Source organism: Peribacillus sp. S4 (assembly GCF_046715815.1).
In the GTDB taxonomy this organism is placed as follows: domain Bacteria; phylum Bacillota; class Bacilli; order Bacillales; family DSM-1321; genus Peribacillus; species Peribacillus frigoritolerans.
In genome coordinates, this window is the sequence record NZ_CP175708.1 from 4,670,228 (window position 1) to 4,683,695 (window position 13,468).

Genomic DNA, 13,468 nt, shown 5'->3' on the forward strand with positions numbered 1-13,468 from the left:
ATATTTCATTAGGAGGTAAAGTTCATGACAATGTCAGCAAAAGATACAAATGCCTCAACACACCAGCCTATATGGCTGCAAGAATATATTGATTCACCAGAAAGACAAATACACCTTTATAAAAAAACATTAAGAATTTTGATTCTTTCACAAATCTTTGGGGGAGCAGGACTTGGAGCCGGTATAACAGTAGGAGCGCTTCTTGCACAAGACATGCTAGGGACTGAAAATGCGGCAGGAATTCCAACTGCCCTATTTACTATAGGTTCTGCAGGAGCTGCCCTGCTTATAGGCCGGTCTTCACAACGTTTTGGCCGCAGAGCAGGACTTGCAGGTGGTTTCCTTGCAGGTGGGTTAGGCGCTATTGGTGTTATAATTGCAGCCTTAACCAACAGCATCCCACTTTTATTTATTTCTCTTTTTATTTATGGAGCTGGTACAGCGTCTAATCTACAAGCGCGATATGCAGGGACAGACCTTGCAACAGATAAACAAAGGGCAACTGCTGCAAGCATGGCCATGGTTTCCACTACCTTGGGTGCTGTTGTTGGTCCTAACTTGGTCAATAGAATGGGGGAATTTGCTGATTCAATTGGTGTTCCAACCTTGGCTGGCCCCTTTATCTTGTCAGCAGCTGCTTTTATTATTGCCGGATTATTTATCTTAATTTTACTTCGTCCAGACCCTTTGGTTGTGTCCACAGCTATTGCGAATGCTAAGAAAAAAGGCGATAGCGTACAGACAGGGACAAACTTAAAGAATGCTACCATAAACAAAAAGGGTGTTGTTGTAGGGGCTTTAATTATGATTTTGACTCAATTTGTCATGGCAGCCATTATGACAATGACACCAATTCATATGGGACATCATGGTCATGGTTTGGGAGAAGTAGGATTAGTTATAGGTTTCCATATAGCAGCTATGTACCTTCCTTCACCATTGACAGGTATACTGGTAGATAAGCTTGGCCGTATTACTATGGCTGTTGCTTCTGGTGCTACACTCCTAACCTCAGGATTGGTGGCAGCTTTTGCACCCGTAGGTTCAATGCCACTGCTTACCCTTGCGTTAGTACTGCTAGGTTTGGGCTGGAACTTTGGTTTAATAAGCGGGACTGCTCTCATTATAGATTCAACGCACCCATCTGTACGTGCAAAAACACAAGGATCAGTCGATGTACTATTTGCACTGTCAGGAGCTGCTGGTGGGGGCGTATCAGGAATGGTAGTCGCTCATTCTAGTTTTGCAGCATTATCACTTTCTGGAGCCATTCTGTCACTAGTGCTTATTCCTGTAGTTGTTTGGTCTCGGAAAAGTCCAAGCAAAGAGCTATGATAGTTAGACTAATGTAGATATAAAATATTAACAAGGCAGCTTTCAGTAAAAAACTGAAAGCTGCCTTTATTCATATAGGAAGGTAACTTATAAAAAACAAGCTTCTAAAGAAGCCCAGGAGCTGTATAAGAAAATGAGGTTTTATGGAATCTCTTGTTCAACTAACCCGCCCCGCTAGTTCCATAAGAAACTCCTATGGCGGCGCTCCGCCGCCACCATCTACTACGAAAATCTAAATTCAAAATAGAGTCTAACCCATTAACCCCTTGACAATAATGGAAAATAACAATACAACCAGGCTGAACTTTTTTTGGTGGATCTTAAGGAAGATACCCTGTATAAGAAACTGGTTGTGACAGTATGGAAGAACCATTTAGTGTACTGCTAGTACGTATACAAAAATTTTTGTAACAAATCTCCTGTCATATGTATTGTTAATCTTTTTTGAGGTGATTTCTCCTATGGAAGCAATGATTGAACGGTGTGCTGGCCTAGATGTACACCAAGAAACAGTAGTAGCCTGTGTATTATTTGGTCCATTAGATAAAAAGCCAAAGACCTCTATTGAAACTTTTTCAACTACAACAACGGGACTCTTGGCTTTAAGTGATTGGCTCGCTACCCTTCAGGTATCCGATGTTGTGATGGAAAGTACCGGAGTCTACTGGAAACCAATATGGAATATACTCGAAGGTTCTTTTCACCTTGTTCTTGCCAATGCCAGACATGTCAAAAATGTTCCAGGGCGTAAAACTGATGTGAAAGATGCCGAATGGCTTGCCAAGCTTCTAAGATGCGGACTTATTGAAAACAATTTTGTCCCACCAGAGGATATTCGTGATTTACGAGATCTTACTCGTTATCGAAAAAAATTGATTCATCATCGCACATCAGAGCAGAATCGCATTCACAAAATCCTTCAAGATGCTAATATCAAGCTAACATCCGTTCTATCAGACATTTTTGGTTTATCGGGACGTCGTATCCTTGAAGCGATTCTAAATGGTGAAAAAATAGAGACCGATGGTCTTCGAAAAATGGTGGATTGGCGAACAAAAGCAAGTATAACTGACATTGCCAGTGCAATTAATGGTCGTATTCGCCGTCATCATCGTGATATGTTGCGTTACCATTGGGATCATATGGGTTATTTAGAACAAACCATAGAAGAATTGGAAAAACAAATCGATCAACTCCTGTCCCCCTATCGTAAGGAAGTAGAATTATTGGATGGTATACCTGGTGTGAACAAAGCTGCCGCAGCCACTTTTATTGCGGAGATGGGTGTTGATATGTCCGTATTTAAGTCAGCTAAACATCTTGCCTCTTGGGCTGGTGTGAGTCCTGGAAATTACGAAAGTGCTGGTAAAAAAAAACGAGTAAAACCACACAAGGAAATAAAGCTTTAAAAACAATGGCCGTAGAATGTGTATTAGCAACATCAAGGCAAAATAATCGAATTGCTTCACATCGAAAAAGGATTACTAAACGACAGGGGAAAATGAAGGGACGAATCGCATCTGCCCATTTACTATTAACGATTACTTACAACATCTTAAAAACAGGAGAACCTTATCATGAACTAGGCTCAAATTACCTTGAAGAAAAACAAAATAACAAAGAATTAAAAATGATCGAATACCTAAAAAAGAAAGGCTATACAATCGCTCCATCTGAACAACAAACTGCATAACCAGTTAAATAACGACATAGTACATTTACCCCCATCAAAAAAATGAGAATATGGAGGGTTTATTTTAGCATGGCTTTTTTACTATTGTGTTTTCATACAAAAAAAATGAGAATATGGAGGGTTTATTTTAGCATGGCTTTTTTACTATTGTGTTTTCATACAAAAAAGAGCTGTCACAGCAACCCTTTTATTAATGTAAAGCACCCGTTAGCCTAGGATATTAATATTTATTGCTTGTCATCTGGTTCTTCCGCATTGCCCATTGTTTTTTGATTTTTACTAAAATGATTAGCTATATATAAAAGTAAACCAAAACTTCCGCCAACAAGTACCCCGAAACCTGAACCAACAGCTAACCATTCCAAGGCATAAAAAACTATTACTCCGAGAAGAACATATGAAAAAACTGTATCAATCTTAAGCAAATCCCATCGTCTCCTTTACTGAAATATAAATTCAAAAGTGTTTTACTGTATCAAATGACCTGAAAGTAATGTATCCAAGCAAAGATACATGGAATGGAGAGATAATAAATATTCATTAAACACCCCTAAAATCATTACGTACTTTATGACTCTCTTCTTAATAGGAATTGACAAAAATAGTCCAATAACCGGTAATAGAATAACCGCTATTTGTATCGTTATATTTTCAAAAGTGTGCATCCCCCAAGGACTAACATTCAACAGACCCTTACTATGGATGAACAAAAAAGTTCCTGATAAGATCCAAATTAAAATGGTTATACATATATATATTACATTTCTCACCTTTATCTCCCTTTAAATTCGAGTCCCATATCTTCTAGTAAAATATTAACACATAATTCCATTTATTTGGCTCTTTATTACCTGAATTACCCTTCCCCTCATCTCCACAAAAAAAGGCCGCCGCAGCAACCTTCCTTTTTAAAGCACAATGTGATCACTTCATTTTTCCAATGCCATATTAACGGATTCGATGGCATGTATGACAGCTGTATCGAATAATGGCACTTCGGAATCCTCGGGTTTTACTAGTAATCCAATTTCTGTGCAGCCTAGTATTATTCCTTCCGCTCCATCATCAACTAACCCCTTGATAACCTTTTTGTAATAAACCCTTGATGATTGTTGAATTTCACCTAAACATAATTCTTCATAAATCACTTTATTGATGACTCTTCTATCCTCTTCATTTGGTATCAGGACCTTGATACCATTAGTCTCAATTCGTGTTTTATAAAAGTCTTGCTCCATCGTATATTTAGTGCCAAGTAAACCAACCGTACTGATTTTGGACTTTTGAATTTGTTTTGCCGTTGAATCAGCAATGTGCAAAATCGGTAAACTGACTTTCCCTTCAATATATCCAATCACTTTATGCATCGTATTTGTACAAATTAGAATCATTTCGGCACCTGCCTTTTCCAAAGACAGAGCTGCATCGCCTAATAATTTGCCGGAGCTTTCCCAATCCCCTTCAGCTTGGCAGCGTTCGATTTCCTCAAAGTCCACGCTATATAAAATGCATTTGGCTGAATGCAATCCTCCTAATTTGGCTTTTACCTCTTCATTGATGATTCGATAATATTCCAACGATGACTCCCAGCTCATGCCGCCAATAAGGCCAATAGTTTTCATGAACATTCCCCTTTTCATTTGAAGATGGCTTACTTATCAGTCGAAAAACTCCATATGGGCTTTTTCTTGTTTGTAGTAATCTATTCTATTTTGTAAAGTCCCTGTATGAAACTCAAACTTATGACCATCTGGATCAGTGAAATAAATGGATTTCTTATCTTTTTCATCTCTTGGACGTCCTGACAGGATGTTTACATTCAATCCGATCAGTTTCTCGTACATGTTCATGAAGTCGGCTTCTTCTATGGAAAAGGCGATATGTGTGTATGATTGGCTTATTTCATTACGGGGAATATCTTTTTCTTCATTCAGGGCAATCCACATTCCATTCAAATCAAAATAGGCTGTGGTTCGACCCTTAACTAATAATTTCGCATCAAAAACCTTTTGATAAAATTCTATGGAACTGTCTAAATCAGAAACTGAAAATAAAAAGTGATTCAAACCTTTTATGGACACATTACCACCTCATATTAAGATTTCCTCTTATTCGCCATTAGACGCTTATAGAGAGGATACCCGAACATGTAATACCCGGAAAATGACAGCAGGATTAAGGATAAACCCGTCAGTGTGAGGATACTGTATCTATACCAATCACCAAAGAAGGTTCCATCATGCAAGGTAATGAGGAACGTCGAGTAATCTGGATTTGTGGATAACACTTTTCCCGTACTCACATCCATTTGAACACCTTGACCGTTATTAAAGCGAACCTGGTACACATTTGCACTTGGCCTATATTCAATTCTAAATATATCTTCAACCGAATCCGCACCTGGTAGATCCTGAGACACAGCAATGGACACGACTTTCTCCATGGGTATCGCTTGATCTGGACTTGCCTCTTTCCCCGTCCTGAGCTCATCAGCCACTCCGAGTGGAATCATATAAACAAGCACGAGGCCCGTGACTGCAATGAACATGAAAAAAATGGATAAAACCAATCCAGTCCATTTATGTACTTTTCGGCTTAATTGATACAACTTTACAGATTTCGACAATTCCATCACGTCCCTTGACTAGTTTTCAAAAAATTTTTCTTCATGACCACCCTATCTTCGTTTACAACATAATCATTTTTCAGATAAAATGCTTCTGCAAGCCCGTCATTGGCCGTTAATAGATATAGACTTTTAATCTCTCTCTTCTGCAGTTCAGCTTCCAAAGCTCGAAGCATTTTTGAGCCATGCCCTTTGCCTTGCATTTGATTATTCACACAAAGTTCTGCCAAATAATACGTTAAACCTTGATCAGACACTTTACTATTTCCAGCAATGAAACCAACTGGTTTATGATCAATATGAAATAAAAACCCAAGAAATTTAGGTGTATGCAATAAGTCGGAAAGTCTCTCTTTAGCCGTTTCATAGGTCCATCTTTCATTCCATGGTTCACGATTAAAAACGTTCATGTAGAGTTCGATGCATAGCTCCAAATTCTCCGATGTCAGTGGTATCATTTCCGTCATTTTCATGCTTCCTTTCTATTTTTCTTAAAATTTAGTATATTAATCCAAATTATATCTTATCCTTGTTGAACTATCCTGTCCCTATAGGACCATAAAAGAAGAGGTGCCTAAGAAGAAGAAGAAAATCACCAACAATACTAGTCAACTACAATATCACGGAGGGGAATACAATGAGCAGATTAGATAATTACGAGGTTTTAAATCAACTGAAATACATTGATGGCATTACCATTATAGATAATAAAGGGACAATCTTATTTACAATCAAATTTAATCCTATATTTCACTCTGAAATTCGTGAACGGGAGGAAATATTAGGAGAAAGCTTATTTACTGTATTTCCTTCGTTAAATGAAAAATCGAGTACATTATTAAATTCACTGAAAACAGGCCGCCCAATTTTTAAAGGCAAGCAAGAAATTGTTGATTTCATGGGACGAAAAATTGAAACCACAAATATTTCTTTACCAATCAGGGCCCATGGGAAAATTATCGGAGCAATTGAATTATCGAAAGAAAGAAGTAAAGAAGATTCAATTTCAAATAATGCAATCGAGATAAATTCGGAAATGTTTAGAGGTGATAAACGATTACTGGAAAGCATTCGGCCGGAACGGGCAAAATTTACACTAAAAGATATTATTACAGATAATGAACAAATGAAGAATTTAAAGCGTTTAACCGAAAAAACTGCTAAAGGAAGCTCACCCGTCTTTATATATGGTGAAACAGGAACAGGAAAAGAATTATTCGCCCAATCACTGCATAATGCCAGTAATCGTGCAGAGAAGCCTTTCATTGCGCAAAACTGTGCTGCCATTCCGGAAGCACTAATTGAAAGTATTTTGTTCGGTACAATAAAAGGAAGTTTTACAGGAGCGGAAAATAATCCAGGTTTATTTGAAATCGCAGAAGGAGGAACTATTTTCCTGGATGAGATCAACTCAATGCCCATTCATCTCCAGTCCAAGTTATTGAGAGTGCTGCAGGACGGATATATTCGAAGATTGGGAGATAGAAATATTAGAAAAGTTGATGTAAGAATAATCACCGCGTCCAATAAACGCCCTGAAGATTGTGTAAAGGATAAAGATATGCGGCTTGATTTATATTACAGATTATGTGTAATGACGCTCAACATTCCGCCATTACGTGAACGGATAAATGATATTAAGCCTTTATTGGATTTCTTCATCTCTAAATATAATGTGCTTCTGCACAAAAATATTACCAACGTATCGAAAGAGGTATATGATTTTCTCTTAAGGTACAACTGGCCAGGGAATGTTCGGGAGTTGGAACATATAGTTGAATTTGCGATCAATCAAATAGATGAATGGGAAGATACACTTCAAATGAAAGATATTGAAGACCGTGTGAAAAATTTCATTAAACATAGTGAAGAAGAGTTTCAGATTGAACCATTAAAAGATGCTGTTGCCAGATTGGAAAAGATAATGATCGAAAAAGCGATCAATAAAACAAAAAACAACGTATCACAAGCAGCTAAATTACTCGAAATCCCAAGACAGACTCTGCAAAATAAGATCAGATTGTACGAAATAGTGCCCAAAAGCTAACAATTGATAAATAAACGATGTAGAAAGTGCCCAAAAAATAACATCTATCGCTTAAATATTAACAATTTAATCATTTTCAATATTTGAAATCACTATTTTCATAACGGGAAACTCTTATTTTCCTACATAAAACAGCGGAAAATGATGAGTTCCCTTGGCATGCTTCTTGCTAAGTTTACAGATGTAACAAAAAGCATTTCCTCTCTATAAAAAAATAGGAAGAAGGGGTTTAGTTATGAAAATTGGTATGCCAAAGGAAATCAAAGCCGGAGAAGATCGCGTTGTTTTTACGCCAATAGAAACTGCTGAGTTAGTTGGAGATGGGCATTGCGTGTTAATTGAGACAGAAGCCGGTTTGAAGGCTGGCTTCACTGATGAAGATTATATTGAAGCAGGCGCACAAATCAGACTGACCATGGACGAAATATATAAGGAAGCTGACTTTGTTGTGAAAGTTAAAGAAATTTCACCTGAAGAATATGAGCTGTTAAGGGAAAATCAAATGATCTTCGCCTGCCTCCATCCGGCTTCAAACAGAGAAGAAGTGGACTTATTAATTAAGAAAAAAGTGATTGCACTTACGGCAGAAGATTCCCATAGATACGGTTCCCCGAATTGTGAAGTTGCAGGCAAATTAGGTGCTTTAATGGGAGCTCATCATTTGCTTAGTATAAATGGAGGAAACGGACAGCTTATATGCGGAGTTGGCGGCGCATCTGGAGCGAATGTCTTGGTCCTTGGAGCTGGGATTGTTGGAAAAGCAGCTACGGAAATTGTTTCCGCCTTAGGTGCAGACGTTACCCTTATGGATATTAATATAGGTGCATTAAGGCATTGCCAAGAAATTTTCCCCAAAAATGTAAACACAATGATCTCCAATCAACAAAGCATTAAGAAAGTCCTTCAGGATATAGACTTAGTCATCAATTGTGTAAAATGGCCAAAACATAGAAAAGACCATTTAATTACTAGAGATATGTTAAAAATCATGAAAAAAGGTTCAGTGATTGTAGACATCAGTGCAGATGTAGGCGGGGCAATTGAAACCTATAAACCGACAACACATGCAAACCCTACTTATGTGTTAGATGGTGTCATTCATTACGGAGTGGATAATATACCTGGAGCTGCACCTCATACTACTTCTAAAGCCTATGCTGCATCCGTGTTGCCACATATCCGATCCATCGCGAACAACGGTGTAGCGGAGGCGTGTAGGAAAGACGGGTACTTAAGAAGAAGCTTAACCGTATATAAAGGAATTCTTACACATGAAGAAACGTGTGTTGTTCAAGGCAGGGAATTTACATTGCCGGAAGATGCATTGGGTTTAACGGATTGCGATGATCTCGATATTGTACCTAATGCCACAACTACAAAATTACCGATGAAACTGAGTTAGCCCATCGACTATATAAAAAGAAAGAAGTGTTAAGGGGGGAGAAAAATCCATGAATGAAGTTGAAAAAAAGGTTACACTCAAGGTGGCATTGCTTACTATTCTTGTATTAATAACGGTTTTATCAATCGGCAACGGCATTTTGAAACTGCCTACTGATATAGTATTTATTGTCGCAACCATCGCCATTTCTCTCGTTCTATTAACCCAGGGATTTAAAGGCAAGGATCTGCAAGAGTATTTTGTTGATGGCTGTAAGAAATCATTGCTAGTCGTGTTGATTTTAATGAGTGTAGGAATGGTTATAGGTTCCTGGATTGTTTCGGGAATAGTTCCCTCCATTATTTTTTATGGGCTAAAATTATTGTCCCCTACCGTGTTTTTAGTATCAGGTTTTCTGATATTATGTGTTACTTCCTTTTTTATCGGCAGCGCTTATGCATCAGCCGGAACACTTGGAGTCGCATTTATGGGCATCGGCTATGGAATGGGAATACCACCTGCATTAACAGCAGGCATGGTTGTGTCAGGGGCCATATTTGGAAATAAAATCTCGCCATTTGCCGACACTACAAACTTGGCGGTCGCTGTTACGGGTGTTGAACTCACGAGCCATATTCGGTCCATGCTTTATTCCGTTCTCCCAATACTGGTCATCAGTACTATCTTGTATGGAATTCAAGGAATGAGGTTTTCCCATAATTCTTTGGATGTGACCAAAATAGATTTAATTACAGATACATTGTCTAAACACTTTGTGATCAGTCCCTTTTTGCTGCTTGTACCGGTTTTAACGATTTTATTAGCTGCCAAGAAAGTTCCTCCATTAATTGCCTTGTTAATATCAGCCTTAAGCGGGGTGATCGCTGCTGCTTTAATTCAAACAAATTATGATATAAACACCATTTTCACCGCATTATCTAAAGGATTCCAAATACAAACCGGGGTGGAACAAGTCGACAACCTTCTTAATAGAGGCGGTATAGCAAACATGATGCCGACTGTTACTCTCTCAATTTTAATTCTCGGTTTTGGAGAGATTTTACAAAGAACAGGTATTGTAAGTGCTATTCTGGACAGCATTAAGAATGCGATCAAAAGTGCACGAAGTCTTGTTTTAACAACCTTATTCTCAGGATTGATTACAGATATGCTTACAGCAAGTCAGTATATGTCCATTATATTGCCTGGTCAAATGTTTAAATCCGCTTATAAAAAACATAACGTATCGCTAACCGTTCTTTCCAGAACATTAGAAGATGGCGGAACCATGTTTTCCTATCTCGTTCCTTGGTCGCTAACAGCCATTTATTTATCAGGGGTATTAGGAGTCTCGACTTTGGATTTTTTCCCTTATGCTTATCAAGCCGTCTTAACGCCTATTCTTGCCATAATTTATGCAATGACAGGGTTTGCCATATTTAAAGAAAAAGGAAACTTGAATGAGGATAAAGAAAATCCAGAAGAAAAAACGTTTATGCACAAAAAGATTAGCAATGAATAAAACCCGCTTTAGCTGACAGTCCAGTCCTGCCTTAGTGGATTCTATAAGAAAAAGGTCGACCGGATTTTTACTGGTCGACCTTAGTTCATTGTTAACTGTTTCACGAATAAAACTCTATCTTGATTATGTCCGTCATAGTCAGAGTGGACTGAAACACCATCAATGAATGTATCTCCCTCTTCCATTTCAAATCCCATCTTGGTATGATAGGCGATTGAAGATTTGTTGACTGGAGACGTTACACAACGGACAACATTGCGGCCATTTTGATAAACGACATCGAAAAATTGATTATATAACTGTCTTCCGATATCATTTTTTCTGTATTCAGGATGAACTCCGACAAAGTGAATATATGCCTCATCAGGCTGAGATTGAGATAGAATCCCTATTAGGAAACCGACTATGCTCCCTTCCTTTTCGGCTATGAAACTTGTATTTGTAAAATGATCAAAGAATAATTTCGGTAGCATATCAGACATTTGCCTTCCTCCCCACCATTCATTGATTAGTGGCGATATGGAATAGTAATCTGACCCTTTCACTGAACGAATTTCCATCCTTCTCCCCCTTTGATCATTAAAGCCTTTTTCACGAATTCATTCAATAATTAACATACCCCGTTAGTTCATTAACTTTTCATACGATAAAATTACAATTCCACATATTACTGAAACTTCGCCAAATACCTTGATAGCCCTTAATCATATTATATTTTAATGATTTAAGAGACTTCTCTTAAATTCCCTTTAAAAAATGTGCGTAACTTTTAATTTTATAGTAGATAAAGTATCATTGATTTTACAAGTAAAGACTAAATATTCTTACATTTCATCCTATTCCCTGAGATCCTTAATAGGCATAGGCAATGAGAAATTCCCCATAAAAATAAATAGGAGTGACTAAAGTGAAAGCACAAATCATTCAATCTTTTGGCGATCCATCCGTATTTCAGCTTGAAGAGGTTTCAAAACCCGAATTAAAACCTGGACATGTCCTTATTCAAGTCAAGGCTTCAAGTGTAAATCCTATTGATACGAAAGTCCGTGCTGGTGCAGTTCCAGCCGTTGCCCCTGAGTTTCCAGCCGTTTTACATGGTGATGTCGCAGGTTTGGTATCTGCAGTGGGAGAAGGAGTGACTGAGTTTAAAGTTGGCGATGAAGTGTTTGGATGCGCAGGTGGTTTTAAAGGGACTGGCGGTGCACTTGCAGAGTTCATGCTTGCAGATGCTGATTTACTTGCTCACACGCCGAAGAATTTGACGATGGAAGAAGCCGCTGCTTTACCACTGGTTGCCATTACCGCTTGGGAAGCATTATTCAATCGGGCACATCTAGTCCCTGGTCAAGATATACTGATCCATGCAGCAACCGGCGGTGTAGGCCACATTGCCATTCAGCTAGCCAAATGGCAAGGCGCGACAGTCTATACAACTGCCTCTTCGCAAGAGAAGCTGGAGATTGGCACGCGCCTTGGGGCAGATGTAACGATCAATTATCGAGAAGAAAGCGTTCGCGACTATGTACAAAAGTATACAGACGGAAAAGGATTTGACGTTGTGTTTGACACGGTAGGCGGAGAAAACCTTGATCGCTCTTTTGAGGCGGCTGCGGTACATGGAACGGTGGCAGCCATTGCTGCCCGTTCGACTCATGACCTCTCCCCAGTGCATTCGAAGGGACTTTCCCTCCATGTTACCTTTATGTTGTTGAAGATATTAAATAAGGACATGCATAAGCAATATGGAGAGATTTTGAAGAAGGTTGCCAAGGTGGTTGAGGAAGGTAAGCTGCGCCCGCTTGTGGATCAAAACATGTTTACGTTTGATGAAGTCTCAAAAGCCCATGAGTATTTGGAGTCAGGCAAGGCGATAGGAAAAATTGTTTTGAAAAATGATTGGTAATGAATAGGCATTTTAACAACTTTATGTTCATTTAAAAATAGGCGGTACGGTGAAAATCTCTATAGATTCTCGCTGTACCGTCTTCTTTTATTAAATAGACAATACCGCCTCTGATGTTGGGTATTCTTATTTAATAGAATTGCAGAAAACGGTACTCTGCCGTGTGATATAAATACCAGGTGCAATTTGGTTTAAATGATTGTTAAAAGGGAGAAAGGGAAAAAAGGTGAGGTGATAAAGTGGACTCCTGGCAGTGACAAGACTTCTTGGAAAAAAAGAAATGTCTCAAGTGACCCCTTTTGATTTTATTTACGCTTTAGTATTAGGCGGCATTCTGGAAGAAGGCATTTACGATGAAAAAGTGTCGATTTGGCAGATTCTATTTGCCATTTGCCTTTGGGGGATTTCCGTTTATATCATTGAGATTTGCGCTCAAAAAAGTAATCGCATGAAAAAATTGCTCAAAGGACATCCTTCTTTGATTATTCGTAATGGCGAATTGGATATAAAACAAATGAAAAAAAATCACCTGGAAATTGAACAGGTTCGAACCATGCTGCGGAAACAGGGGGTGTTCACTCTCCGGGAAGTGCGAGATTTATATCTTGAGCCTGGCGGGGACATCAGTGTAAAGCTTCATTCTAAGGCGGGAAGCATCACACCAGATATGTTTGACCTCAATCCTAGGGATGAAGCACCTTCTATCTTAGTAATTGAAGAAGGCAAAATAAAAGAGGAAGAACTTCGATCCGTGATAAAAATCAAAAGAATGGCTTCTGGAAGGGCTTCAGAAGAGGAATTATAAAAAAATTGAGGATATCCTATATGGAGAATGGTCAGAAACGGATGGATTCTATATACAGCCGTATCCCAAAGAAAACTCTCATATACACAAAAAAACTTGAAGATTTTTATTTTTCACACCGCTTAATTAAAGACGGTACAGTGAAAACCTCTAAGA

At 38.5% G+C, this 13,468-nt stretch carries 14 protein-coding genes; 8 read left to right on the plus strand and 6 right to left on the minus strand.

Annotation, left to right across the window (positions count from 1 at the left end; translation table 11 throughout):
• Positions 1-24: 24 nt before the first annotated feature.
• The 3 genes from ACJ9PY_RS22265 to ACJ9PY_RS22275 all read left to right on the plus strand — a co-directional run bounded on the left by ACJ9PY_RS22265 (position 25) and on the right by ACJ9PY_RS22275 (position 3,028).
• Positions 25-1,335, plus strand: coding sequence for an MFS transporter (locus ACJ9PY_RS22265; protein WP_411739035.1), 1,311 nt, complete (start codon positions 25-27; stop codon positions 1,333-1,335).
• 461 nt (positions 1,336-1,796) lie between these two features.
• Positions 1,797-2,744: an IS110 family transposase gene (locus tag ACJ9PY_RS22270; protein ID WP_231892157.1), complete on the plus strand. Its 948-nt coding sequence runs from the start codon at positions 1,797-1,799 to the stop codon at positions 2,742-2,744.
• Between the two features lie 92 nt (positions 2,745-2,836).
• Entirely contained in the window at positions 2,837-3,028 is a 192-nt protein-coding gene (locus ACJ9PY_RS22275) for a hypothetical protein (protein WP_101226107.1), read from the plus strand.
• Between the two features lie 227 nt (positions 3,029-3,255).
• On the opposite strand, the gene ACJ9PY_RS22280 is transcribed toward ACJ9PY_RS22275, so the two are convergent.
• The 5 genes from ACJ9PY_RS22280 to ACJ9PY_RS22300 all read right to left on the minus strand — a co-directional run bounded on the left by ACJ9PY_RS22280 (position 3,256) and on the right by ACJ9PY_RS22300 (position 6,121).
• Positions 3,256-3,453 (minus strand): hypothetical protein, encoded by a 198-nt coding sequence (locus ACJ9PY_RS22280; RefSeq protein ID WP_063575108.1) that lies wholly within the window; start codon positions 3,451-3,453, stop codon positions 3,256-3,258.
• Between the two features lie 504 nt (positions 3,454-3,957).
• Positions 3,958-4,650: an aspartate/glutamate racemase family protein gene (locus ACJ9PY_RS22285; RefSeq protein WP_411739036.1), complete on the minus strand. Its 693-nt coding sequence runs from the start codon at positions 4,648-4,650 to the stop codon at positions 3,958-3,960.
• 36 nt (positions 4,651-4,686) lie between these two features.
• Positions 4,687-5,109, minus strand: coding sequence for a FosM family fosfomycin resistance protein (fosM, locus tag ACJ9PY_RS22290; protein WP_072273601.1), 423 nt, complete (start codon positions 5,107-5,109; stop codon positions 4,687-4,689).
• Between the two features lie 14 nt (positions 5,110-5,123).
• Entirely contained in the window at positions 5,124-5,654 is a 531-nt protein-coding gene (locus tag ACJ9PY_RS22295; protein WP_191929433.1) for a PepSY-associated TM helix domain-containing protein, read from the minus strand.
• A gap of 5 nt (positions 5,655-5,659) precedes the next feature.
• Positions 5,660-6,121: a GNAT family N-acetyltransferase gene (locus ACJ9PY_RS22300; RefSeq protein ID WP_411739037.1), complete on the minus strand. Its 462-nt coding sequence runs from the start codon at positions 6,119-6,121 to the stop codon at positions 5,660-5,662.
• Positions 6,122-6,291: 170 nt separating this feature from the next.
• Here ACJ9PY_RS22300 and ACJ9PY_RS22305 point away from each other — a divergent pair, with 170 nt between their 5' ends.
• From ACJ9PY_RS22305 to nhaC, 3 genes are all read left to right on the plus strand, one after another.
• The gene (locus ACJ9PY_RS22305; RefSeq protein WP_283929349.1) at positions 6,292-7,701 is read left to right on the plus strand and encodes a sigma-54 interaction domain-containing protein; all 1,410 of its coding nucleotides are present in this window, start codon (positions 6,292-6,294) and stop codon (positions 7,699-7,701) included.
• 235 nt (positions 7,702-7,936) lie between these two features.
• A complete protein-coding gene (locus ACJ9PY_RS22310) occupies positions 7,937-9,103 on the plus strand; it encodes an alanine dehydrogenase (RefSeq protein WP_096340455.1) in 1,167 nt (388 codons plus the stop codon).
• Positions 9,104-9,152: 49 nt separating this feature from the next.
• Complete coding sequence (gene nhaC / locus ACJ9PY_RS22315; RefSeq protein ID WP_264639498.1) at positions 9,153-10,604, plus strand: Na+/H+ antiporter NhaC; 1,452 nt, start codon at positions 9,153-9,155, stop codon at positions 10,602-10,604.
• Positions 10,605-10,684: 80 nt separating this feature from the next.
• Here the strand turns inward: nhaC and ACJ9PY_RS22320 are convergent, their stop codons facing one another.
• A complete protein-coding gene (locus ACJ9PY_RS22320) occupies positions 10,685-11,164 on the minus strand; it encodes a GNAT family N-acetyltransferase (RefSeq protein ID WP_411739038.1) in 480 nt (159 codons plus the stop codon).
• A 347-nt stretch (positions 11,165-11,511) separates the two neighbouring features.
• Here ACJ9PY_RS22320 and ACJ9PY_RS22325 point away from each other — a divergent pair, with 347 nt between their 5' ends.
• Together ACJ9PY_RS22325 and ACJ9PY_RS22330 are read left to right on the plus strand one after the other, a co-directional pair.
• Positions 11,512-12,507 carry a zinc-dependent alcohol dehydrogenase family protein gene (locus ACJ9PY_RS22325; protein WP_411739039.1) on the plus strand — a complete coding sequence of 332 codons (996 nt, stop codon included), beginning with the start codon at positions 11,512-11,514 and terminating at the stop codon, positions 12,505-12,507.
• Positions 12,508-12,760: 253 nt separating this feature from the next.
• On the plus strand, positions 12,761-13,312 hold the full coding sequence (locus tag ACJ9PY_RS22330) for a DUF421 domain-containing protein (RefSeq protein WP_411739040.1): 552 nt from the start codon (positions 12,761-12,763) through the stop codon (positions 13,310-13,312).
• Positions 13,313-13,468 lie beyond the last annotated feature (156 nt).

What these genes read in the sequence shown, in the direction of transcription:
- ACJ9PY_RS22265 (WP_411739035.1), top strand. Translation starts at nt 25, where the DNA reads ATGACAATGTCAGCAAAAGATACAAATGCCTCAACACACCAGCCTATA.
- ACJ9PY_RS22310 (WP_096340455.1), top strand. Translation starts at nt 7,937, where the DNA reads ATGAAAATTGGTATGCCAAAGGAAATCAAAGCCGGAGAAGATCGCGTT.
- ACJ9PY_RS22320 (WP_411739038.1), bottom strand. Translation starts at nt 11,164, where the DNA reads ATGGAAATTCGTTCAGTGAAAGGGTCAGATTACTATTCCATATCGCCA.
- nhaC (WP_264639498.1), top strand. Translation starts at nt 9,153, where the DNA reads ATGAATGAAGTTGAAAAAAAGGTTACACTCAAGGTGGCATTGCTTACT.
- ACJ9PY_RS22300 (WP_411739037.1), bottom strand. Translation starts at nt 6,121, where the DNA reads ATGACGGAAATGATACCACTGACATCGGAGAATTTGGAGCTATGCATC.
- ACJ9PY_RS22305 (WP_283929349.1), top strand. Translation starts at nt 6,292, where the DNA reads ATGAGCAGATTAGATAATTACGAGGTTTTAAATCAACTGAAATACATT.
- ACJ9PY_RS22275 (WP_101226107.1), top strand. Translation starts at nt 2,837, where the DNA reads ATGAAGGGACGAATCGCATCTGCCCATTTACTATTAACGATTACTTAC.
- ACJ9PY_RS22270 (WP_231892157.1), top strand. Translation starts at nt 1,797, where the DNA reads ATGGAAGCAATGATTGAACGGTGTGCTGGCCTAGATGTACACCAAGAA.
- ACJ9PY_RS22285 (WP_411739036.1), bottom strand. Translation starts at nt 4,650, where the DNA reads ATGAAAACTATTGGCCTTATTGGCGGCATGAGCTGGGAGTCATCGTTG.